At 45.3% G+C, this 23,544-nt stretch carries 23 protein-coding genes; 11 read left to right on the top strand and 12 right to left on the bottom strand.

From position 1 onward, the window contains the following. Positions 1-32 precede the first annotated feature (32 nt). On the top strand, positions 33-1,619 hold the full coding sequence (thiP, locus tag R7F67_RS01035) for a thiamine/thiamine pyrophosphate ABC transporter permease ThiP (RefSeq protein ID WP_017820277.1): 1,587 nt from the start codon (positions 33-35) through the stop codon (positions 1,617-1,619). After that, on the top strand, positions 1,619-2,323 hold the full coding sequence (gene thiQ / locus R7F67_RS01030; protein ID WP_005379648.1) for a thiamine ABC transporter ATP-binding protein: 705 nt from the start codon (positions 1,619-1,621) through the stop codon (positions 2,321-2,323). The genes thiP and thiQ overlap by 1 nt, the downstream gene beginning before the upstream one ends. An 18-nt stretch (positions 2,324-2,341) precedes the next feature. Here thiQ and R7F67_RS01025 read toward each other — a convergent pair whose 3' ends face one another. Continuing rightward, positions 2,342-3,289, bottom strand: coding sequence for a LysR family transcriptional regulator (locus R7F67_RS01025; RefSeq protein ID WP_005379650.1), 948 nt, complete (start codon positions 3,287-3,289; stop codon positions 2,342-2,344). Positions 3,290-3,381: 92 nt separating this feature from the next. On the opposite strand from R7F67_RS01025, the gene R7F67_RS01020 reads away from it, so the two are divergent. Continuing rightward, positions 3,382-4,458, top strand: a complete 1,077-nt coding sequence (locus R7F67_RS01020) for an alkene reductase (RefSeq protein ID WP_053349696.1) — start codon at positions 3,382-3,384, stop codon at positions 4,456-4,458. A gap of 63 nt (positions 4,459-4,521) precedes the next feature. On the opposite strand, the gene R7F67_RS01015 is transcribed toward R7F67_RS01020, so the two are convergent. The 4 genes from R7F67_RS01015 to argR form a co-directional block, all read right to left on the bottom strand. Next, a complete protein-coding gene (locus R7F67_RS01015; RefSeq protein WP_017820275.1) occupies positions 4,522-4,959 on the bottom strand; it encodes a universal stress protein in 438 nt (145 codons plus the stop codon). A 45-nt stretch (positions 4,960-5,004) separates the two neighbouring features. Then, positions 5,005-7,584 carry a TRAP transporter permease gene (locus R7F67_RS01010; RefSeq protein WP_115385708.1) on the bottom strand — a complete coding sequence of 860 codons (2,580 nt, stop codon included), beginning with the start codon at positions 7,582-7,584 and terminating at the stop codon, positions 5,005-5,007. A gap of 291 nt (positions 7,585-7,875) precedes the next feature. Beyond that, on the bottom strand, positions 7,876-8,844 hold the full coding sequence (locus R7F67_RS01005) for a TAXI family TRAP transporter solute-binding subunit (RefSeq protein WP_005379657.1): 969 nt from the start codon (positions 8,842-8,844) through the stop codon (positions 7,876-7,878). A 405-nt stretch (positions 8,845-9,249) separates the two neighbouring features. Then, the gene (gene argR / locus R7F67_RS01000; protein ID WP_005379659.1) at positions 9,250-9,720 is read right to left on the bottom strand and encodes a transcriptional regulator ArgR; all 471 of its coding nucleotides are present in this window, start codon (positions 9,718-9,720) and stop codon (positions 9,250-9,252) included. Positions 9,721-10,079: 359 nt separating this feature from the next. Here argR and mdh point away from each other — a divergent pair, with 359 nt between their 5' ends. Together mdh and R7F67_RS00990 are read left to right on the top strand one after the other, a co-directional pair. Further along, complete coding sequence (mdh, locus tag R7F67_RS00995; RefSeq protein WP_005379660.1) at positions 10,080-11,015, top strand: malate dehydrogenase; 936 nt, start codon at positions 10,080-10,082, stop codon at positions 11,013-11,015. Between the two features lie 113 nt (positions 11,016-11,128). Further along, positions 11,129-11,320, top strand: a complete 192-nt coding sequence (locus R7F67_RS00990; protein ID WP_005379661.1) for a hypothetical protein — start codon at positions 11,129-11,131, stop codon at positions 11,318-11,320. 93 nt (positions 11,321-11,413) lie between these two features. Here the strand turns inward: R7F67_RS00990 and ispB are convergent, their stop codons facing one another. Beyond that, positions 11,414-12,385: an octaprenyl diphosphate synthase gene (gene ispB / locus R7F67_RS00985; protein ID WP_005383097.1), complete on the bottom strand. Its 972-nt coding sequence runs from the start codon at positions 12,383-12,385 to the stop codon at positions 11,414-11,416. Positions 12,386-12,641: 256 nt separating this feature from the next. Here ispB and rplU point away from each other — a divergent pair, with 256 nt between their 5' ends. The 6 genes from rplU to folA all read left to right on the top strand — a co-directional run bounded on the left by rplU (position 12,642) and on the right by folA (position 16,656). Next, positions 12,642-12,953: a 50S ribosomal protein L21 gene (gene rplU, locus R7F67_RS00980; protein WP_005383096.1), complete on the top strand. Its 312-nt coding sequence runs from the start codon at positions 12,642-12,644 to the stop codon at positions 12,951-12,953. A gap of 20 nt (positions 12,954-12,973) precedes the next feature. After that, the gene (rpmA, locus tag R7F67_RS00975) at positions 12,974-13,231 is read left to right on the top strand and encodes a 50S ribosomal protein L27 (protein ID WP_005383095.1); all 258 of its coding nucleotides are present in this window, start codon (positions 12,974-12,976) and stop codon (positions 13,229-13,231) included. A 212-nt stretch (positions 13,232-13,443) separates the two neighbouring features. After that, positions 13,444-14,616, top strand: a complete 1,173-nt coding sequence (gene cgtA / locus R7F67_RS00970) for an Obg family GTPase CgtA (RefSeq protein WP_042522432.1) — start codon at positions 13,444-13,446, stop codon at positions 14,614-14,616. A gap of 195 nt (positions 14,617-14,811) precedes the next feature. Further along, positions 14,812-15,612, top strand: coding sequence for a threonine/serine exporter family protein (locus R7F67_RS00965; protein WP_005379664.1), 801 nt, complete (start codon positions 14,812-14,814; stop codon positions 15,610-15,612). Next, a complete protein-coding gene (locus tag R7F67_RS00960) occupies positions 15,612-16,085 on the top strand; it encodes a threonine/serine exporter family protein (protein ID WP_005379665.1) in 474 nt (157 codons plus the stop codon). The genes R7F67_RS00965 and R7F67_RS00960 overlap by 1 nt, the downstream gene beginning before the upstream one ends. 70 nt (positions 16,086-16,155) lie before the next feature. Continuing rightward, entirely contained in the window at positions 16,156-16,656 is a 501-nt protein-coding gene (gene folA, locus R7F67_RS00955) for a type 3 dihydrofolate reductase (protein ID WP_017633464.1), read from the top strand. A gap of 72 nt (positions 16,657-16,728) precedes the next feature. On the opposite strand, the gene apaH is transcribed toward folA, so the two are convergent. The 6 genes from apaH to lptD form a co-directional block, all read right to left on the bottom strand. After that, positions 16,729-17,535 carry a bis(5'-nucleosyl)-tetraphosphatase (symmetrical) ApaH gene (gene apaH / locus R7F67_RS00950; protein WP_054728446.1) on the bottom strand — a complete coding sequence of 269 codons (807 nt, stop codon included), beginning with the start codon at positions 17,533-17,535 and terminating at the stop codon, positions 16,729-16,731. Between the two features lie 15 nt (positions 17,536-17,550). Then, entirely contained in the window at positions 17,551-17,931 is a 381-nt protein-coding gene (gene apaG, locus R7F67_RS00945; RefSeq protein WP_206971392.1) for a Co2+/Mg2+ efflux protein ApaG, read from the bottom strand. Positions 17,932-18,006: 75 nt separating this feature from the next. Next, positions 18,007-18,816 (bottom strand): 16S rRNA (adenine(1518)-N(6)/adenine(1519)-N(6))-dimethyltransferase RsmA, encoded by an 810-nt coding sequence (gene rsmA / locus R7F67_RS00940; protein WP_005379669.1) that lies wholly within the window; start codon positions 18,814-18,816, stop codon positions 18,007-18,009. Then, on the bottom strand, positions 18,813-19,811 hold the full coding sequence (gene pdxA, locus R7F67_RS00935; protein WP_005383085.1) for a 4-hydroxythreonine-4-phosphate dehydrogenase PdxA: 999 nt from the start codon (positions 19,809-19,811) through the stop codon (positions 18,813-18,815). Before pdxA ends, rsmA begins: the two co-directional genes overlap by 4 nt. Continuing rightward, on the bottom strand, positions 19,801-21,084 hold the full coding sequence (gene surA / locus R7F67_RS00930) for a peptidylprolyl isomerase SurA (protein WP_258624973.1): 1,284 nt from the start codon (positions 21,082-21,084) through the stop codon (positions 19,801-19,803). Before surA ends, pdxA begins: the two co-directional genes overlap by 11 nt. Before the next feature lie 59 nt (positions 21,085-21,143). Continuing rightward, positions 21,144-23,489 (bottom strand): LPS assembly protein LptD, encoded by a 2,346-nt coding sequence (lptD, locus tag R7F67_RS00925; RefSeq protein ID WP_005379673.1) that lies wholly within the window; start codon positions 23,487-23,489, stop codon positions 21,144-21,146. Positions 23,490-23,544: the final 55 nt, after the last annotated feature.

The following is a 23,544-nucleotide window of genomic DNA, read 5'->3' as shown; positions in this document are numbered from 1 at the left end:
CCACCCTCATCTGAATGAGATAGGTTTTACCTTTGAATTCTGTTCCAAAAATAGGTTTAGGGGTCGCGATGATCATCGCGACCTTTGTTATTTCTGCCCTAGGTGCTTTGATTGTTCAAGCCCCTTCACTTGATGTGTCTGTGGTATGGGGCGACCCGTACTATCAACATGTCACCAAGTTCAGTTTCTACCAAGCGTTTCTTTCCACATTGCTCAGTGTTGGCTTTGCCATTCCAGTAGCGCACGCACTTTCGCGTCGCCAATTTATTGGTAAATCATTACTGCTTAAGCTGTTTGCATCGACACTGGTTTTGCCGGTTTTGGTTGGTGTTTTTGGGCTGTTAGCGATTTATGGCAACAGTGGTTTGTTGGCGCAGTGGTTGCAAAGTTTCGACACTAAACTGCCATTCTCTATTTACGGTTTGAACGGCATTTTACTCGCCCATGTGTTCTTTAATTTACCTTACGCGGCACGATTGCTTCTGCAAGCCTTGGAGTCTATTCCTGCCGAGCAGCATAAGCTTTGCGCGCATCTTGGGATGAGCCATTGGGATAAGTTTCGTTGGGTAGAATGGCCGCGTTTAAGGCAGCAGCTTCCCCACGTTTGTGGGTTGGTGTTTATGTTGTGCTTTACCAGTTTTGCCACTGTAATGGCGTTGGGGGGCGGGCCAAAATCCACCACCATTGAATTGGCCATTTACCAAGCGATTAAGTTTGATTTTGATTTACAAGCTGGGGCGTTATTGGCGCTGTGGCAGATGCTGTTATGTGGACTGCTTGCTATTGGAGTGCAGAAGTTAACAAGGCCTGTTTCTATCAGTGCTGGAAGCACATCGGTACAGCAATATTTAACGAAGGATCATGGGTGGTCAAAAGCTTGGGATAGCTTTTGGATCATAGGTGCCTTTTTACTGGTAATACCGCCGTTATTGATGGTGTTACTGAGTGGCATCAACCAACAAGTTTGGACAGTATTAACCGATGAGCGTTTTTGGTCTGCGCTATTGAACTCCCTCAAAGTCGCCTGTGTCGCTAGCGCGCTTGCGGTCGCTGCAGGGGTGTCCATACTATTGACCAGTCGCCGTTGGCGGTTGCAGTACAAAAACACGCGAGCCGATCAGATTGAGTTAATCGGCACCGTTATTTTGGTGACTCCAGGTCTGGTGATTAGCACCGGTTTATTCTTACTACTGCGCGCATTTACCGATGTTTTTAGCTTGGCATTTTTTGTCGTGATTTTGGTGAACGGTTTGATGGCTTTGCCTTACGTGATCAAAACGCTAGCGCAGCCAATGCTGCACATTGAACAACAGTATCAGTATGTATGTGCCAGCTTAGGCATGCGTGGCTGGCAACGGTTTAAAGTGGTGGAGTGGCAGGCGCTACGCAAGCCGTTTGCACATGCGTTTGCGATCAGCTTTATGTTTGCAATAGGGGATTTAAGTGCCATAGCACTGTTTGGTGGACAAGAGTTTCGTACCTTACCTCTGTATTTGTTCCAGTTGCTTGGCAGTTATCAGATGGACGCAGCTGCGGTGGTATCGGTGACCCTATTGTTGTTGAGTGTGGGCTGTTTTGCCTTGATTGAGAAAGTATTGAAAACGAAGGAGAGAGCGTAATGTTAGTGTTGGATGATGTGCAGTACACCTACCAACGTGAACTGTTTCGTTTTGACTTAACGATTGAGCAAGGACAGATTGTGTCGCTGATGGGACCAAGTGGGGCAGGGAAGTCAACCTTGCTGGCGTTGGTGGCAGGATTCATCCATCCTGACCGTGGTGATATTTGTGTTGATGGTGAGTCCATTGTGCGTAAAGAGCCTTATCTGCGTCCGTTCTCTATGTTGTTCCAAGAGCACAATTTGTTTGCTCACTTATCGGTGCGTGACAACATCGGTTTGGGCTTACACCCAGGGCTAAAGCTTACGGTGGACCAAAATCGTCAGATTGAACAAGCCGCGCAGCAAGTTGGTGTTGCAGAGTACCTCGACCGTTTGCCAGAGCATCTTTCTGGTGGCCAGCGTCAACGTGTTGCCTTAGCGCGTTGTTTTGTTCAGCCTCATCCCATGTGGCTATTGGATGAGCCGTTCTCGGCGCTTGATCCGGTGTTGCGTGAAGAGATGCTGAGCTTGGTAAAAAAACTCGCAGCAGAGCGGGGAATAACCGTATTGATGGTCACGCACCATTTAAGCGATGCCAAAGCGATTGCCAGCCACTTTGTGTTTGTGGCAGATGGTAAAGTGGAAGCCGCGGGTGATATGTCTGCATTGAGTGAACAGCATGCTAGTGAGAAGCTTGCGGCATTTATCCGAGCCGCATGCTAGTGCCTGATAGTTGCTAGGTTATGCTTCTCCGCAACACAAACCATGCCTAGGGCCAAATTCAAATTGAGATCTTAAGCTCATGATATGGTCAATCATTGCTTGTACGCGCCGTGGGCGGTTTGCTCCAGGACGATAGACTAGATAAATAGGCATTGGTACCGTGTGCCATTGCGGCAACACTCTGACTAAGGTGCCACTTTCTAGCTCTTGCGTCATGTTTTGCACAGGTAAGTTAGCGATGCCTAGTCCTTTAAGTGCACCTTTCAATATTGCTTCTACAGTTGTACTTGAGAAGTTACTGGTTATTGAAACATTGACGGTATTATCGTGTGAGATCAGCGTCCAAGGCCCTATTTCTGAAACATATTGATACCTCAAACAGTTGTGTTTTGTCAGATCTTCTGGCGTTTCAGGTACGCCGAACTCAGCTAAATACTCAGGGCTAGCAGCCAGAACTCGAGTGGTATAGCCTAATTTTTTTGCGATCAATCGATCATCAACTATCTGACCGACTCTAATTGCCATATCAAAGCCGTGTGAAAACAGATCAACAAAATCGTTCGATGCTTCTAACGCAATTTGTACTTTTGGCCATTGTTTTAAAAATGGCAAAAAGATGTGCTCCGCCATATACGCATCCAACGCTGGTGGCGCGGAAATACGCAGCCGGCCTTGGATCTGTTGTTCCATCTCCTGAACGTCATGGCCAATTGAGTGGAATTCCTCAACTAAGCTTGCAGCACGCTCTAAAACCATTTGGCCAGCTTCGGTGATCACTAACTTTCGGGTTGTGCGCTCTAGCAGTTTGGCTTCAAAGTGTTGTTCGAGTTTGGTTATGGCTTTGCTAACAGTAGATTTTGGTAGGTTTAACTCCAGCGCGCACTTGGTTAAGCTCAGTAGTCGACAGCTTGTGACAAAGATAGAAAGCGTTCTAAAGTCAATTGTTTCTAAATTGCGAACAATCACTTTCAATTATCCATATTGTTTCAATATTAATCTGATTATAGTCTGGCACCTCATCCTTAGCCATCAAGTTATTGTCATTTGAGGTAAACAACATGTCCAACTCTGTAGACTTATTTTCTCCTATCGAACTCGGTCAATTAGCATTAGATAACCGTGCCATTATGGCGCCTTTAACGCGAGCTCGTGCTGGCGCAGACCATATTCCTAATGACCTTATGGTTGAATACTACGCTCAACGTGCGAGTGCCGGACTTATCATTGCTGAATGCACCATGGTGATGGAAGGTACGTCTGCTTTCATGGCAGAGCCGGGCATTTACAACGAAGAGCAAATCGCAGCTTGGAAAAAGGTAACGGATGCGGTTCATGAGAGAGGCGGTAAGATTGTACTGCAAATTTGGCATGCGGGACGAGCTTGTCATCCTGATCTGAATGAAGGAAAAACACCTGTAGCGGCGAGCGCATTGGCCATTCGTGATGAATTAGTCCATACCCCTTCGGGTAAGCAAGCATATACGGTACCACGAGCACTCGAAGTGGATGAGATAGCTTCCATTGTTGCGGCGTTTAAACAAGGTGCAGAAAACGCCAAGAAAGCCGGCTTTGATGGGGTCGAGATACATGGCGCCAATGGTTATCTTATTGATAACTTCCTTCGTGACGGCTCAAATTTACGTACCGATGAATACGGTGGCTCGGTTGAAAATCGTGCTCGATTTTTACTTGAGATAGTGAAAGAAGTCGTTGAGGTGTGGGGACCCGGAAGAGTCGGTCTGCGTACATCTCCGCTAAATGGATTTAATGACATGAAAGACAGTGATCCAGTTGGCTTGGTGCGTTACTTAGCAGAGCAACTTAATTCTTTCGATCTTGCTTATTGGCACGTGATGCGTGCGGATCTGAAAGGCGTACAAAAAGCAGATGTTCTCAAGCCAGCACGCGAAAACTATAAAGGTCACTTAATGGCGAACGTGGGCTACAGTGCACAAGAAGCGGCAACAGCAATTGCAGAAAACAAAGTTGATGTGGTCGCATTTGGCGTTCCCTTTATCGCAAACCCAGATTTAGTTGAGCGATTTAAGAAAAATGCACCTCTTAATGAGGCGAAACCAGAACACTTTTATTTGGGTGGAGCAGAAGGTTATACCGATTACCCAGTGATGGCATAACCCTTACTTGTTTAATATAAAAAGGACGCTAATGTTAGCGTCCTTTTTCGTTTCTGTATTTACTTAGCCTTGCGGTTTTACGACCATCACATTGATTGGAGAATATTCCACAACCTTACTCGCGACAGAGCCAAGCATTACTTTATTGATTTTAGAGCGCTTGTGGCTTGGCATAATGATGAGATCTGCGCCTAAACGTTCTGCATAATCAAGAATGGTCGCGTAGGCCTTGCCTTCAGCAACATGCACTTGGTAAACCACATCTTCAGCAATATGCTCATTAGCGAAAGCTTTTAGTTGCTGCTTCACGTCTTGCTTCATTTTGGCTGCAGCATCTTTCGGAAAGTATGTGGCAACCATCGACATGTGAATACCAGGTAGTACCGTCAGAAGATGGATTTGAGCATTTGCTTGCTTTGCCTGCCAAACCGCTAGTTCAACTGCTCGGTCTGAAAAGCCTTGGTCATTTAGATCAACCGGAACAAGAATTTGTTTGTACATTCAATGTCTCTCATTAAGGCCCCTTTATCCTCGGGGCCAAATCGGTTATGCGCTCAATTGTTCCTTACGAGCACGACGTTTTTGGTTCATGGCAAGCACCAGCAGAAGAATCAAGCAAGGTACAAACACCCACTCTTTCATCGGACGGTCTGCATCCTGGATAACCCACTTGATTTCCCAATCAAAGTCGATACCTGCGGACTCTGCTGGACTACCAAATTCAACCATATCGACAATCATTTTGTTGTCACTTTCGGTCAGCATCAGACCCATAGATGAAATACGTGCGTCTGCTGTTGTCGCACTGTCTTCGAATGGAAGACGAACCGTTTTCTCAATGTAGTCGCCCTCAAGGTTTTCACCGGCAACACGTAACTCCAATGATTCTCCTACATTTAGTGTTTCCGTGATTTGAGCTACCTCAACGCCAGGAGAAAGAACTTTCGCTGGGTACAGCATGTCCCACCAAAAACCTGGACGGAAAAACGAAAACGTCAGTACTAATAATAGGACTGTTTCCCACCACTTGTTACGCGTGAACCACCACCCTTGAGTTGCCGCAGAGAAAATCAGCATTGCAATGATCGATGAGATGACCGTGAGTGCCAAATGCCACCAAGAGTCGATCCCCATTAACAATAGCTGGGTATTGAACACAAACATGAACGGCAAAATAGCGGTTCGAATATCGTAAGTAAAACCTTGGATACCGGTACGAATTGGATCTGATTTCGCAATTGCGGCTGCTGCAAAAGCCGCAAGACCTACAGGTGGGGTATCGTCGGCCAAAATACCAAAGTAGAAAACGAACAAGTGCACCGCTATCAACGGAATAATCAAGCCATGCGCTGCGCCGAGCGTAACAATGACCGGCGCCATTAGCGTAGAGACCACGATGTAGTTCGCCGTTGTTGGCAGACCCATCCCCAGAACCAAGCTAATGATGGCGGTAAACAGCAGCATAAGAATGATACTGCCACCAGAGATAAACTCGACGAAGTCGGTCATCACTAGGCCGATACCCGTTAGTGTAACAACACCAACAACGGTGCCCGCTGCCGCGGTTGCAACGCCGATACCAATCATATTGCGCGCACCAGAAACTAAGCTCTCGGCAAGATCGACAAAGCCATCTTTGGTTTGCTGAAGCATGTCACCTTGCTTTGACAGCAGTGCAATCAACGGACGTTGAGTAAGCAAAATGAAAATCATGAACACCGTTGCCCAGAATGCCGAAAGGCCAGGTGAGAAACGTTCGACAGTCAAACACCAAACCAATACGACGATAGGGAGTAGGTAGTGCAAGCCTGACTTAACGGTTGGGCCAGGATCAGGTACTTCTGTTAATTCTGCATCAATCTCAATTGCGCCATCTTGCACGTGATTTGCTGAGACTTTCACCAACCCAACGTACGCGATTAATAGTGCGACGGTAACAATTGGTGTCGCGGCATCGCCAAAGACGTCCTTTGTCCAACCCACTCCGTAGTAAACCAATGCGCTGATCACACACAATCCTAAGATTGTGCCAGTAAAGGACAGCAGACTTTGTACTAGTGTTGGGTTGTGGCGACGAGGAAGGCCTGTCATGCCTGCTTTACATGCTTCAAGGTGAACAATGTAAATTAAAGCAATATAAGAGATTAGCGCTGGAAGTAGGGCGGCTTTAATCACTTCAACGTAGGAGATACCGACGTATTCCACCATCAAAAATGCTGCTGCACCCATGATTGGCGGTGTTAACTGACCATTGGTTGAAGCCGCTACCTCTACCGCCCCCGCTTTTGTGCCGGGAAAGCCAACACGCTTCATCAGTGGAATCGTAAAGGTGCCAGTTGTTACTACGTTTGCGATTGAAGAACCAGAAACCAGACCAGATAAACCTGATGCAACAACGGCCGCTTTAGCTGGACCACCTTTCATATGGCCAAGCAACGAGAAGGCAACTTTAATGAAGTAAGCACCAGCACCAGCGCGTTCCAGCATTGCTCCAAACAATACAAACAAGAAGACAAAAGAGGTAGAAACACCTAGCGCAACTCCAAATACGCCTTCAGTTGTTAGCCACAAGTGAGACATGGCCTTGTTCAAGCTTGCCCCTTTGTGCGCGATAACGTCAGGCATGTAAGGGCCTGCAAAGGTGTAAGTAAGGAAAACAGCAGCCACGACCATTAATGGTGGACCAAGTGCTCGGCGTGTTGCTTCTAAAAGGAGGAGCATACCGATAACAGCAACAACGATATCAACTGTTGTCGGTGCGCCTGAGCGTCCTGCTAGCTCAGTATAAAAAAGGTATATATAGGCTGCTGAAAAGCTGCCTGCCAACGCGAGTATCCAATCAACAAGAGGGATATGATCGCGAGGAGAATTCTTCATCGCTGGATAAGCAGTGAAAGCCAAAAAGATCGCGAAAGTAAGGTGGATAGATCGCGCTTCCGTGTCGTTCAGTACGCCAAAATTGAAAATAAATGGTAGCGGGGATGCGTACCATAATTGAAATAGTGACCAACACAGAGGAACAAACCAAAGGATTCGTCCTTGCATTCCCGAAGGGCTACGTGCACCTGTGTCTGCCTGAGCCACCATTTCTTGCACATCTTGTGACGGAGCTTGATTCGTCGCCATGTACTTTTTCCTTATTATTGATGGTCCTGTCTGATTTTTATCGAGAACCACACTTCGCCTCTATCAGTGTAGTGAATGGAGCGAAGTTTGCTTTCGAGTATTTTGCTGCCTGAACTCAAAGTGTTGATTGTTGGATACTCTGTTAGGCGGCGTTTAAGTTTTCTTGGGTATGAGCTCGCAGTTTTCAGAAGAAAACTGGCGAATGAAGCATACAGTTAGAACGTGCTACAACCTGTATGCTCAAACAGGCAGAAAATATTCTTTCCTGCCTGTATGTAGAGTCTGAGGAAATTACTTAATTAGACCCATTTCTTTGTAGTATTTTTCTGCACCTGGGTGAAGAGGAATAGAAAGACCAGCTTTCACCATGTCTTCTTTCTTCAGGTTTGCAAATGCAGGGTGTAGACGCTTGAACGTATCGAAGTTTTCGAATACCGCTTTTGCAACGTTGTAAGCGACATCGTCTGAAACATCAGAGGTCGTTACCATTGTTGCTGCAACACCAAAGCTGTTTACGTCTTTGTCTGTACCGCGGTACATACCAGCCGGTACTGAGCTAAAGGCGTAGTATGGGTTGTCGGCAACAATTTTATCGATTTTAGGGCCTGTTGCTGAAACTAGCTTCGCATCACATGATGTGGTTGCTTCTTTGATTGAACCGTTCGGGTGGCCGACCATGTAAATGAAGGCGTCAATTTTGTTATCACAAAGTGCCTGAGAGCGTTCAGAGCCTTTTAGCTCAGACGCCAATTTGAAGCTGTCGTTTGTCCAACCCATCGCTTCCATGACAACGCCCATCGTTGCACGGTCACCAGAGCCTGGGTTACCGATGTTTACTCGCTTACCTTTCAGGTCTTCAACGTTTTCAATACCTGAATCTGCACGCGCAATGATGTTGAAAGGTTCTGTATGAAGAGAGAACATTGCGCGTAGCTTCTTGTACGGGCCTTGTTCTTCAAACTTGCTCGTACCGTTGTAGCCGTGGTACTGCCAATCCGATTGCACGATACCAAAATCTAATTCGCCTGCACGGATAGTGTTAACGTTGTAAATTGAGCCACCAGTCGATTCTACTGAACAACGGATGTTGTGGTCTTTACGACCTTTATTTACCAACTTACAGATAGCACCACCAGTTGGGTAGTAAACACCTGTCACAGAGCCAGTACCGATGGTAATAAACTCTTGAGCGTTAACTGCGCCTGCGCCCATTACGGCTGCAGCGATAGCGCCTACTTTGAGAAGTTTGTTAAATGCCATGAATTTCCCTTCCTTATATTCATTATTTACCCGGAAATAACCATAAATCACTTCTGGAGTTTCCTATTTGGAAACGGCACCTTTTTCAATCCAATCGTTTGAAAAAGCGAGCGAATCATAACAAAAAATTGGCAGAAAATTATCCAATTGTTAAATGTTATAGTTGATAAGTCTGAATTTTGTATCAGGGGATAGGATTCAATTTGTGATTTAATTCTTTTTAAAACAATTGCTTAATTAACGTTTAGTGACTGAAATGAAAAAGATCAATTGCGTGATGTTAATCACAAAATGGATGGTTAAAGAATGAGCGGAGTAAGCAAAAAATTTACATAAATTATGGGCTACAAAATGAGACTTCTTTTATAACCCACAATGAGTTAGCTGATTGAAGCTTTATAGAACTTAACCAGTATATTCGAACAGCTCGCACACTGATTTGAAGAGTTGCTCAGTCGTAATTGCCATGGTTGGCGTAATGAAAATGGTATCGTCACCTGCGACAACACCAAGAATACCTTCGGATTTACCGAGTGAATCAAGCAAGCGAGCAATCAACTGTGCTGCACCTGGGCCAGTGTGAATTACTACTAACGCTGCGTTACGATCGATGTCTAGTACTAGTTCACGCAGAGAACTGCTGACTGTTGGGACACCTAGCTCAGCAGGAAGACAGTAAACCATTTCCATTTTTGCATTGCGCGTACGGACGGCGCCAAATTTAGTCAGCATACGTGAGACTTTAGATTGGTTGATACTCTCAAACCCTTGCTGTTTGAGTGCGTCAACAATCTCGCCCTGTGAGCCAAAGCTTTCTTCTTTTAACAGGGCTTTAAAGGCGCGAACTAAGTTGTCTTGTTTTTCTGAATTGCGCATAGTCATTACAAATCTCTTATTACGGGTCAGCAATTTTGCATATTCTCGCATATATATTCAGGCGGTGCCAAAGAGTCCCAGGATTATGTTAGATGCGTCACTGTAAACTATATACCACATAGAATTCTTTAGCGCGCTGAAGTAGGGCTGTATCTGTTTTCTTGAATTCCTTGTCATTTCAACAGAATAAAAGAATAATCCAAGCCCCATTTGTAGCACGGTAACAGCGAGTTGCGCGAGGTCGCAAAGCTAGCGTTAATTGATTGTAATCAAGTTGTGATTCCGATAGCTTTATTTAAGTTGGTTACAAACTACCCTACGAATACGTTTATAAGAGAAATACTCTCAAGGAGAACTACATGAAAGTAGCCGTTATTGGTGCCGCTGGTGGCATCGGTCAAGCCCTGGCCCTTCTACTTAAGAACCGTCTTCCTGCTGGTTCTGATCTAGCCCTATATGATATTGCTCCAGTAACTCCTGGTGTGGCCGCTGATCTTAGCCACATCCCTACGCCAGTTTCTATCAAAGGTTACGCTGGTGAAGATCCTACTCCAGCACTAGAAGGCGCGGATGTTGTGCTAATTTCTGCTGGTGTTGCGCGTAAGCCAGGTATGGATCGTGCGGATCTATTTAATGTAAACGCTGGTATCGTTAAATCGCTAGCGGAGAAGATTGCGGTTGTTTGTCCGAAAGCTTGTGTTGGTATCATCACAAACCCTGTAAATACAACAGTGCCAATTGCTGCTGAAGTTCTTAAAAAAGCGGGTGTTTATGATAAGCGTCGTCTATTTGGTGTAACAACGTTGGATGTTATCCGTTCAGAAACGTTTGTTGCTGAGCTTAAAGACAAAGATCCAGGTGACGTTCGCGTGCCAGTTATTGGTGGTCACTCTGGCGTAACGATCTTACCTCTACTGTCTCAAGTAGAAGGTGTTGAGTTTACAGCTGAAGAAGTAGAAGCATTAACGAAACGTATTCAAAATGCAGGTACTGAAGTTGTAGAAGCTAAAGCGGGTGGTGGTAGTGCAACACTATCAATGGGCCAAGCTGCATGTCGCTTTGGTCTGTCTCTGGTTCGTGCTCTTCAAGGTGAAGAAGGCGTAGTTGAGTGCGCTTACGTTGAAGGCGACGGCGAACACGCGACTTACTTCGCGCAACCTGTGAAACTGGGTAAAGAAGGCGTTGAAGAAGTACTAAGCTACGGCAAACTCAGCGATTACGAAAAGTCTGCATTAGACGGTATGCTAGAAACACTAAATGGCGACATCAACATTGGTGTTGAATTCGCAAAGTAATCTAGAAAGCCTATATAAGAAGAAAGCCGATCATTTTGATCGGCTTTTTTGATCCTTGATTTCTCAACTTCGTAAAAATGGTCGAATAAAACCACGTAGTGAAGGAGAAGATGATGGAAGCGAGTCGAATCCGTAAAGGCATGGTTGTTGAGTGCCAACAAGGCGTCGGTACGATATTAGTGGTTGACCATGAAGCAGAGACGGTACTGTTGTCCAAACAAGGGACTGAACAGCAGCTCGCCGTTAGCTTTGATGAAATAGAAGATGATCCACAACTGCATGGCGGTAGTGACAGATATTACTAGCGCCTCCGGCGTCGTCATTAGGTATCAAACGTAAAAAAGGAAGAGCATGCTCTTCCTTTTTGCTATAAGTCTTGCGTTATGGGTAGCTATTGATTACTTCGTGCGTTGTACTGCGACATGAGCCAGAGTAACAAGCGCTTGTTTGTATTCAGACTCTGGCAACACTGATAGTTCTGCGATTGCTTTGTCTGCTTCTTCTAGAGCTTTTTGCGTTGTGTATTCCAGAGAGCCTGCTTCTTTCATGACCGCAAGAATTTCTTCTAAGCGATCCATGCCATTCGCTTTCTCAATCGCTTCACGAATCATGATGGCGTTTTCTGGTGTGGTATTACGCATAGCATGGAGCAGAGGTAAAGTTGGCTTGCCTTCGGCCAAGTCATCACCCACATTTTTACCCATGTCTTCGCCATCAGAAGTGTAATCCATGACGTCATCAATGAGCTGAAACGCAGTGCCTAGATACTTACCGTAATTTTGCATTGCGATTTCCACATGCTCAGGAGCATCATTTAAGATTGCACCGATTTGAGTTGCGGATTCAAATAAGCGCGCAGTCTTAGAGTAGATGACTTGCATGTAGCTTTCTTCTGTCGTGTCAGGGTCGTTACAGTTCATCAACTGCTGTACTTCACCTTCGGCGATCACGTTTACGGCATTGCTCATTAGTTTAAGGATCTTCATGGATCCTAGTTCCGTCATCATCTGAAATGAGCGTGTATAGATAAAGTCCCCAACTAATACGCTAGCCGCATTGCCAAATGCTGCATTCGCAGTGGCTTTACCACGGCGCATGTCTGATTCATCTACCACGTCATCATGCAGCAAAGTCGCTGTATGGATGAACTCAATAAACGCAGCTGCCATTGTATGACCATTGCCTTGGTAACCAAGTGCACGGGCTGACAGTATCGCTAAAAGCGGTCTTAGACGTTTGCCTCCACCACTCACGATATAAAAACCGAGCTGGTTGATTAAAGAGACATCAGAATTAAGTTGGGCTTGAATTGTTTCATTCACTTTTGCCATGTCATCGGCAGTAAGCGCTTGGATAGTTTTAAAATCCATCGTATATCCGGCTGAAGTTAGACCCTGCAAGGCTTATTCGATTTATATAATTGTCGAATAATACACTAAAAAACGTTGATTAATACATTACTAAAGGGCATGATTGCCGCACTTTTCTTTGGCGATTAGCTTTTCGCCAATTTTTTCAAAATATGGCTTGTCATAGGAGCATCTATTCTGTAGAATCTGCGCCCTATTGATGATTAGTTTAGCGCACACCCTCAAGAAAGGCTGTGCGGAAAAAGCGGAGTAAAATATGTACGCTGTTTTCCAATCTGGTGGTAAACAACACCGTGTAAGCGAAGGTCAAACTCTTCGTTTAGAGAAATTAGACGTTGAAACTGGTGCAACTGTAGAATTTGATAAAGTTCTTCTTGTTGCTAACGGCGAAGACATCAAAGTTGGTGCTCCTCTTGTAGAGGGCGGCAAAATTGTTGCTGAAGTTGTACAACACGGTCGTGGCGATAAAGTTAAAATCGTTAAGTTCCGTCGTCGTAAGCACTCTCGTAAGCAACAGGGTCACCGTCAGTGGTTCACTGAAGTGAAGATCACTGGTATCAACGCTTAATCTATTAGGAGAGTTTAACAATGGCACACAAAAAAGCTGGTGGTTCTACTCGTAACGGCCGCGATTCAGAAAGCAAACGTCTAGGTGTTAAGCGTTTCGGTGGTGAATCTGTACTTGCAGGTAACATCATCGTTCGTCAACGTGGTACTAAGTTCCACGCTGGTAACAACGTAGGTATCGGTAAAGACCACACTCTATTCGCTCTTACTGAAGGTAAAGTGAAGTTCGAAGTGAAAGGTCCTAAGAACCGTAAGTTTGTAAGCATCGAAGCTGAGTAATTAGGTTTTTAACCAAATTACTTAATAGCTTTAAGCTGAATTCAAAAGCCCTGCCGAATCGGCGGGGTTTTTTATTTGTGGCAGTCGACATATCGAAGTTTCTCGCTAAGATCCTAAGCGATTTGAATCTGGGAGCTTAGATCTGTCATCTGCTAAAATTGTCGGATGACATAGTAAGATTTAATCCACGCACGAAGTAGTCGGAGTAAAAGATGAAGTTCGTAGATGAAGCGGTAGTAAAAGTTCAGGCTGGTGATGGCGGTAGTGGCGTTGTCAGTTTCTGGCGTGAAAAATTCATCACTAAAGGTGGCCCTGATGGCGGTGATGGCGGTGACGGTGGTGATGTTTATATCCAAGCCGATGAAAACCTAAATACCCTGATTGATTACCGTTTCCAGCGCTTCTACGAAGCTGAGCGTGGTGAAAACGGTCGCGGTGGTAACTGTACAGGTAAGCGTGGTAAAGACATCGTTCTTCGTGTACCTGTGGGTACGCGCGCTGTGGATATCCACACAAATGAAATCGTGGCGGAAGTTGCTGAACACGGTAAGAAAGTGATGATCGCAAAAGGCGGTTGGCACGGTCTAGGTAACACGCGTTTCAAATCTTCAGTAAATCGCGCGCCTCGTCAGAGAACATTGGGTACAAAAGGTGAAGTACGCGAAATTCGCCTTGAGCTATTGCTTCTTGCTGATGTGGGTATGCTTGGTCTACCTAATGCTGGTAAATCAACCTTTATCCGCGCAGTATCAGCAGCAAAACCGAAAGTCGCTGATTACCCATTCACGACGTTGATCCCAAGCTTGGGTGTCGTAAGTGTCGTACCAGAGAAAAGTTTTGTTGTTGCAGACATTCCTGGTTTGATCGAGGGTGCAGCAGATGGCGCTGGCCTTGGTATTCGATTCTTGAAGCACTTAGAGCGTTGTCGAGTGTTGCTGCACATGATCGATATTATGCCAATTGATCAGTCCGATCCGGTGCAAAATGCATTGACGATCATTGATGAATTAGAACAATACAGCGAAAAACTGGCAAGTAAGCCGCGCTGGTTAGTGTTCAACAAAGTTGATCTAATGCCTGAAGAAGAAGCGAATGAGAAGATCCAAGAAATCTTAGACGCACTAGGTTGGGAAGACGAGTACTTTAAGATCTCGGCGATCAATCGTAACGGTACTAAAGAGCTTTGTTACAAACTGGCTGACTTTATGGATAACCTACCTCGCGAAGAGGAAGAAGTGGCTGAAGAAGATAAAGTTAACTTCATGTGGGATGATTACCATAAAGATGCGATGGCGGGTAAAGACGTTATCACTGAAGATGACGACGATTGGGATGACTGGGACGATGAAGAAGATGACGGTCACGTTGTCTACGTTCGTGACTAATCAGAACGGTCAAACAATGCCTGTTTGCCTATAATTCATTAAGCCGCAATTATTTATTGCGGCTTTTTTTGTATCTAAATCATATTTAGGTGATGTGATTTACGGCACAATAACCGATACGTCGTGTTTTTTGAGGGTTAGTTTGGCCTTCGCGCGTATGAATGAGTAACACCCTAAAAGGAATTAGACTTATTTATGACTCTAGAAACCATACCGCCTAGAGAGTTGGCGGTATCTACTCAACGATCGATTTCTCGTCTTGTCGCCCAAGCCGGACAAATGCTACTTGCTCATGGTGCTGAAAGTACTCTTGTGAGCGATATTATGCGTCGTATTGGCCTTGCTTGTGGGGTGAATGAAGTTGCGGTAGCACTATCAGCTAATGCATTGGTTGTGACGACGGTAATGGATGGGCATTGCATCACCACCACCCGAAGCTGCGCTGATCGTGGCATCAATATGCGCGTTATTACGCAAATTCAACGAATCTGTATCATGATGGAACGTGGTTTGCTCGATTCAACCATGGCGCAGAAAAAGCTGAACGCTATCAGTCCAGAGCGTTATAACCGCTGGTTGGTGGTGTTTATGATTGGCTTGTCTTGTGCGGCATTCAGTCATCTAGCTGGTGGTGATTGGGGAGTCTTCATCATGACCTTTTTAGCTTCAGCTGGTGGCATGATCGTTCGCCAAGAAATTGGTCATCGTCATTTCAACCCTCTATTGAACTTTGCTGCGACCGCTTTTGTGACTACCTTAATTTCAGCACAGGCGGAAATTTACCAAATCGGTAATCTACCTACCGTAGCAATGGCATCGTCGGTATTAATGCTTGTACCTGGTTTCCCACTCATTAACTCTGTCGCAGATATGTTGAAAGGCCACATTAATATGGGGATTGCTCGATTTGTGATGGCTAGTTTACTAACGTTGGCGACATGTTTGGGGATCGTTGCTGCGATGAGTGTAACTGGAATTTGGGGGTGGGCAATCTAATGAGTTTATTTGATTTGATGTTTGGCCTGTTGAATGACATGTTTTTTGCGGCGATTCCCGCCGTAGGATTTGCATTGGTTTTTAACGTGCCACAAAGAGCTTTAGTGTATTGCGCTGTTGGTGGCGCGATTGGTCATGGTAGCCGCTACTTGATGATGCAGTTTGGCATTCCTATTGAGTGGGCAACCTTTTTTGCTGCGACGTTAGTTGGGATGATTGGTGTGTACTGGTCTCACCGTTTTCTCGCGCATCCAAAAGTGTTTACTGTGGCTGCTTTGATCCCGATGGTGCCGGGTGTGTTTGCGTACAAAGCAATGATCGCTATGGTAGAAATCAATCATGTTGGCTACTCACCCGAGCTTGTCGCAACCTGTATGGAAAACTTTCTTAAGGCCATGTTTATTATTGCAGGTTTAGCAGTTGGTCTTGCGGTTCCTGGGTTACTTTTTTATCGAAGAAGACCAATTGTTTAGGCGATCGTTTGTTCTAAAGTGTTATTTAGGTATAATTTGCGCTCAAATTTCTTCAAGGTAAAGTATTTCTATGATTAGCATGATTGCGGCAATGGCACATAACGGTGCTATTGATAAAGAAAAGCCAATGATCATCGGTAACAATAACTCAATGCCTTGGCACCTTCCTGCAGACTTTGCTTGGTTCAAAGAACATACACTAGGTAAGCCTGTGGTCATGGGGCGTAAGACTTTTGAGTCAATTGGTAAAGCTCTACCAAATAGACTCAATATAGTCATTACCAGAGACCGATCTTATGCAGCAGAAGACGTAATAGTAGTGAGCTCTACTTTAGAGGCGCTAGAAGCTGCCAAAGGTCATAATGAGGTTATGATTATCGGCGGTGGTAGTATCTATGAAGCATTTCTTGATAAAGCTGATAAGTTGTATCTAACTTTTATTGATGCTGATGTTGAGGGAGATACTCAATTTCCTCAATGGGATGATGAATTCCAAGAAACGTACACTAGAGAATATCAAGCTGATGAGAAAAACGCTTATAACATGCGTTTTACGATTTTAGAAAAATAATCAAATTGAGCCGAATAAGAAAAGCACCGCAAATGCGGTGCTTTTTGTTTTCTAGTCCGGCAATCAGAGCCGTTAACTGAGTGCATCCTGAGTAAAAATTTTCTTATCTTCCCAACGGATCATGGTCAGGCTTCCTCCCCAAACGCAGCCAGTATCTAGCCCGATGACTTCGTTGTTCATATAGCCTTGTAGTGCAGCCCAGTGCCCAAAGAGCACCGCTTTGTTTAAGTGGATACGTTTAGGCACATCAAACCATGGAATAAGTTCGTTACCGGAAACTTGTTGCGGTGGCAATTTACAATCCATATCCAAACGACCATCAGGGAAACAAAAGCGCATCCGCGTAAAAGCATTGATAATATAACGGTATCGGTCCAAACCCTGTAGAGAGTCATCCCAGGAATCAGGTTGATTGCTGTACATGTTTTTTAATAGCCAAGGCAGCTCTTCACTTTGGATGATGCGCTCAACTTCACGGGCACACTTTCTCGCTGTTTTTAGATTCCATTGCGGTGATATGCCAGCGTGACACATCACGAACTCGTCATGCTCGGTCAATAGAGGTTGCTGAGCTAGCCATGTCAGTAGTTCCTCTTTGTCAGGGGCCGTGAAAATAGGTGCGGTTTTATCTTTGTCTTTGACCTTTTTTATCCCGTGAGCCACTGCGAGAAGGTGAAGGTCGTGATTACCAAGCACCACGATTGCGTTTGCGCCAAGTGACTTCACAAAGCGTAACGTTTCTAGTGATTTAGGCCCTCTGGCGACCAAATCACCAGCAAGCCAAAGTTGGTCTTTTTTCGCAGAGAAAGATACTTTTTCTAGTAGTCGCTGCAATTCATCAAAACAGCCTTGGATGTCACCAACAATATAGGTAGCCACTGAATCTCCAATTTACTAATTTAAAACATTTGGAACAGCCAAGCGAAATGGTTCAATTTCGGTGATGAACTTTTGCCCTTTTTCATCCAGCATTTTGTAGTGTCCTTGCATAACGCCGACAGGGGTTTCTAACGCTGTTCCGCTACTGTACGTGTATTCATCATTGCTTGGAATAAAGGGCTGCTGGCCTACCACTCCGTCACCTTCAACCGTCATTTGCTTGCCATTCGAGTCTGTGATTAGCCAGCGGCGGCTCACTAACTGTACGGTTTGTTGGCTAAGGTTTTTGATGGTGATGATATAAGCGAAAACGTAGCGTTGTAGCTCTGGGTTGGACTGTTCTTCGATGTATTTGGTGTGAACTTGAATTTTGATGCAAGGTTGAATGACGTCCATGTGCACTCCTCAGAAACGTAATATCCCAATAATAATAAGCCAAACCTACAAGGGTTTGGCTCATTGTTTGAGTTCTTAGTGCTGCGGGTTATCCGCAAGCCAGTTCGCCATTGCGACGAATTGTTCTAGCGTCAGGTTCTCTGGACGCATGCTTGGATTAACACCTAGCTCTTCTAGTACTTCTGTGCTTAACAACGATTTGTAGCAGTTACGAACTGTTTTACGACGTTGGTTAAAGCCTTCACGACAAACGCGATCGAGCAAACGCAGATCTTTCGCCGGGCATGGCAGCTCTTCGTAAGGCACTAAACGAACAACGGCAGAATCCACTTTCGGTGGTGGAACGAATGCCGTTGGCGGTACTTCCAGTACTGGTACCACTTTACAGTAGTACTGAGCCATTACCGTTAAACGGCCGTAAGCTTTGCTGCCAGGGCCGGCGGCTAAGCGGTTTACCACTTCTTTTTGCAGCATAAAGTGCATGTCTTGAATGTCTTTATGGAACTCAAAAAGGTGGAACATCAATGGTGTAGAGATGTTGTATGGCAAGTTACCAAAAATGCGCAGCTTGTTGTTTGGCTTCACTAGTTGAGTGAAGTCAAAACGCATAGCGTCACCCTCATGGATGGTCAACTTATCTGCCAGTTCAGGGTGAGTACGTAGGCGTTCCGCCAGATCGCGGTCTAATTCGATAACTGTGAACTTATCCACTTCACGACCTACTGGCTCAGTGATTGCACCAAGACCAGGACCGATTTCAACCAGGTTTTGACCTGGTTTTGGGTTAATCGCTGATACGATTCCATCAATAATGTATGGATCGTTCAGGAAGTTTTGACCAAAACGTTTACGCGCTTTGTGTCCTAAATGGACATCATTTCTCATTGTTTCTTCTCTACCAAATCTATCGCATGCGTGAGCGCTGTTCGGAAACTCCCTGTATCCGCTTGACCTGTCCCTGCCAGATCTAATGCAGTACCGTGGTCCACCGATGTTCTAATAAAAGGTAGACCAAGAGTAATATTTACTGAACGACCAAAGCCTTTGTATTTTAATACTGGCAATACTTGATCATGGTACATGCCTAAAACAGCATCAGCATCATTTAAATATTTTTCATTGAAAATGGTATCAGCCGGCAGAGGGCCGATCAGGTTGATACCTTTTTCTTGTCGAATTTTTTCCAGTGTCGGAGTGATGGTCTCGATCTCTTCACGACCTAAGCAGCCATCTTCGCCAGCATGAGGGTTAAGCCCGCAAACGTAGATGTTTGGTTGTGCGATAGCAAACTTTTCTACAAGGTCTTTATGAAGAATATCGATGATTTTTTCTAATCGCTCTTCGGTGACAGCTTTGGACACATAAGCTAAAGGAATATGTGTTGTAACCAGCGCCACGCGTAGTCCTTCCGTTGCTAGCATCATTACGACTAGCGGCGTTTGTGACTTCTCGGCGAAAAATTCAGTATGACCACTGAATGCAACACCTGCGCGATTAATCACCCCCTTATGAACAGGGCCGGTGACAATAGCATCAAATTCATCATTCATACAGCCTAAAGCCGCTCTTTCTAGCGTTTTTAGTACATAGTGGCCATTCGCTTCATTGAGCTCGCCTGCGACCGCAGGTTCCGATATTTGGATATGGTCAACGATAAGCGTGCCCGCTTTTTGTGCTTTAGGTGCTTCTTCTGGATTGTAATCAGACAGTTGGACTTCGATGCCAAGCTGCTTGGCTCGCTCCGTCAGCATATTCTTATCGGCACAGACGACAATTTGGTGCGCCCAATCTTCTTTCGATAGGGCAAGCACTAAGTCTGGGCCGATACCCGCAGGTTCCCCTGCGGTTACGACAATTCTACGAATTGTATTAGTTGTCATTGTTGTCATCCACGATTTCAACAAACGCACTTGCGCGTAGCTCTTGCATCCATGCGCCCGCTTCTTCATTAAATTTACGGTTAAATAGAATACGGTAAGCTTTGTTCTTCATCGCTGAGTCAGTACGGTCAACTTGGCGACGATCCAACACTTCAACGATATGCCAGCCGTGAACGGTTTTGAACGGTTCGCTCATTGAGCCAACTGGCAGAGTTTCTACTTGGTGCTTGAATTCTGGCACGTAAAGATCTGGTGTTTGATAACCTAGTTCACCGTCTTGTGCTGCCGAGCCAGGATCTTGACTGTATTGTGTTGCCAATTGAGCGAACGTTGCTTCACCGGCTTTGATGCGGCGTACAAATTCATTCAGTTGCTTCTTCGCCCCTTCGTCGCTCAGAATCACTGTTGGTTTAATCAAAATATGACGCGCATTTACTTCCGTTACCGCAACCGTTTCTAGGCCTTTTACATCCTCTATTTTTAGGATGTGGAAACCAACGCCACTACGGAATGGACCAATAATGCTGCCTTTGTTTTGCATCTTGATCTGATCAGCAAAGATGGTTGGCATCTCTTCTTTACGCATCCAGCCCCAATCACCACCCTGTAAAGCTTTAGGACCTTTTGAGTAGGTGTAGGCCATCTCCGTAAAGTCTGCACCTTCGTTTAGCTTTTTCGCGAGCGCTTTAGCTTCTGCTTCTACAGCTGACTTTTCTTTATCGTCAGAGAAGCGCAGTTGAATGTGTCCAATTTTGTATTGAACAGTCGCATTGGTTTCTTGTGATAGTTGCTCAGCAAGGCTATCGACCTCTGCTGGAAGGATATTAATACGGCGACGAACCAGTGCATTGCGAGCTTCTGATGCGGCGATTTCCTTACGAATTTGTTCGCGGAATTCTGGGTAACTTAAACCTTCACTTTCTACAGAAGCGGCGAGTTGTTCTACCGATTGCTCATTATTACGTGCGATCTCTGCAATCGCTTGGTTTAAACGGTTGTCGTCAATACGCACACCAATACGGTCTGCTTCTTGGCCTTGCAACGTATCAATGATAAGTTTTTCAACGACTTGTTCTTTTAACACGCTGGTGGAAGGTAAGCTCTTTCCACTTTGACGTGCGTTGGCTTGCAGCGTTTTCATCGCTGTTTCGATGTCGCTTTGTAGAACTACACCGTCGTTCACGATGACCGCAACCTTATCGATCTCTACTGGTGCTGCAACCGCTCCGCAAGAGAGTAGGGTCGTGAATAAGATTGATTTCCAAATTTTCATTTAAAATTCCGTCAGTATTTTTGAATAGGCGTCTTATTCATTTAAGACGCCTATTTTGATTAATTGTTCAGATAGAATGGGCGGCCGTACTTAATCGCGTTGTCAGAACCATCCAGTTCTTTGACAGCAGTGTCTTCACGCTGGTTGGTCGCAAAGCCTTGAATACCGAAGTTAACGCTGAAGTTATTTTCGTATTCAGGTGATGCCCCGGTGCTGCCGATAGCTTGGTCTTCCCAACCAAGCAATTGGTTTGAGTAAGTGACGCCAATGTACCAACAGTCAGATTGGTAACGTAGGCTCGCTAACCATTCTAGGTCCGCATTTTCATTGAGGTCGTAGTAGTATTGACCACTCGCAGACCAGTTCGGGTTGAACTCGTAGGCCGCTACAATACCTGCTTGAGAAATACCTTTACGAGTAATTGTGTCTAGGTTTTCGAGAATGATCGTATCTTCGATGTATTCACGCGTAACGTAGCGATAGTTACCCTGAATAAAGCCGCCGTTGAATTGGTATTCCAAGGTACTGTTTGCCAACTGCATGGAGCTCAAATCAATATCGTATTGAATTCCACCGTGATAGAACAAGTAATCGTTGTAGTTGAAATCAGCTTCAATTGCCCATGATGAGTAATTGGTTGTCTCATCCGGAAGATTTGGGCTGTTGCTCAGTTTGGTCTTTTTATCGAAGTAGTAAATCTGACCAAATGAAACGTTAAGACGCTCTTTATAGTCATCATCAAAGAAGCGAGTACTCGCACCGTAGCTTAACTGGTTCGCCGAGGCGATTTTATCAATGCCACTGTACTTACGACTGCGGAATAGCCCGTAGTAGTCGGTTTGTAGCAAGGTGGTATCGTAGTTGTAGATGTTGGTTTGATCTTCTTCAGGTACGTACAAGTACTGCAGTTGAGGCTCCAGTGTTTGTGTGTAGCCCTTGATCCAGCTTGTATCTCGCTCTAAGTAAAGTTGCGCATGCGTACGGAACTCAGGAATAACACGAGAAACTTCATCATCCAACTGGTTTTGCAAGTTTACATCAGTCAAACCCGTTAAGTCTTGAGAGTAATACGTAGAGAGCACACGCGCTTCTGTTGTCCACGTTGCCCATGAGTTTGAGAGTGGTAATGTAAGCCCTGGTTCAATGTGAACACGGGTCGCATTTGGTCGCGCAGCATCGCTGGTATCGAAGCGGCTGACTTGGCTCTTCACGTCAAAGTTAAGGTAGTCTCCCCACAACGGCGTGTAGTAGTTCAAGTCTAACTGAGGAAGCAGGCGATAAGGGCGGTTCTCTTCTTTCAATAAGATTTGGAAGTCACGAACGGTTAACGAGGCATCCCAGAAGTCAGAACGATATTGTACTTGTCCTTCTTGAACCAGTTGACCATCTTCACGGTTACCAATGTCGGAGTCGAGATCGAGGAAGTAATCAATATCACTCACTTTTGAGTAATCGACTTTGACTATCCACTGTTTATTGATAATACCGTCGTGTTTAACTTGGTAGCCCCAACGAGACTCGTCCTGATATTTGCGATCACTATTGAGGTATTCGCCTTTGATTTCTCCATTTCCCCAACCATCTGTTAGGTAGCGGAAGTCAGTATCGAGTTTTGTACCACGTTGCTGCATATAGAGCGTGGTGAGTGTCATGTCATATTGAGGCGCGATGTTCCAATAGAATGGCACCTCGACTTCCATACCATCACTAGAACCGTACGATAAAGAAGGGAAGAGGAAACCCGTTTTACGCGTATCTCCAATTGGCATGGTTAGATACGGCACATAGAAAACAGGCACATCTAACACTTCAAATCGAGGATGGTGCAGCGTCGCTGTCTCTTCATCTTGGTCAACATCGATGCCTGACGCAACCAATCGCCATGAATTATCGCCTTGAGGGCACGATGTGATAGAGCCGTCTTCGAGTTCATAAACCGACTGACCTGTGCGAGCGATATAGGCTGCAGTGCCTCGGCCTTGTTGGCAAAGGAACTGATAATCGGTGTTCTCAAGCGAAAACGTATCTTGATTAATGTCGTTAGTAACACGATCAGATCGAGCTTTGACTTGGCCGTCATTGAAAGTCACGTTGCCTTCGGCAACCACGACGTTGTCTTGTTGGTGCAGCGTTACGCTATCTGCGGTAATTTTCTTCTGGCCTTGGGTGACTTGTACATTACCTGAGTACTGAGCTTTGTCACCATTGATGGCTTGCAGGGTGTCAGCTTCTACCACTACTGGGGTATTAAGAGCGTCCTCCTCGCCACTTGTATCGACCAAACATTGATCTGTGGCGGGCATTTCCTGCACACTATCATGGATATTCGCTTCAGCTTGAGTGGTGGGTACAAACAAGGCGGTGCTGATAGAGGCCGCTAAAAATGTGCGGGAGAAATGTTGCATTGAATTGAACTTTCCTGTGTCACTACTACTCGATGGCTATAGGGCTTGTTGTACC

Origin of the sequence: Vibrio sp. YT-17 (assembly GCF_033337375.1) — a bacterium.
Lineage (GTDB): Bacteria > Pseudomonadota > Gammaproteobacteria > Enterobacterales > Vibrionaceae > Vibrio > Vibrio alginolyticus.
This window is presented reverse-complemented; position numbering and strand designations above follow the sequence as displayed.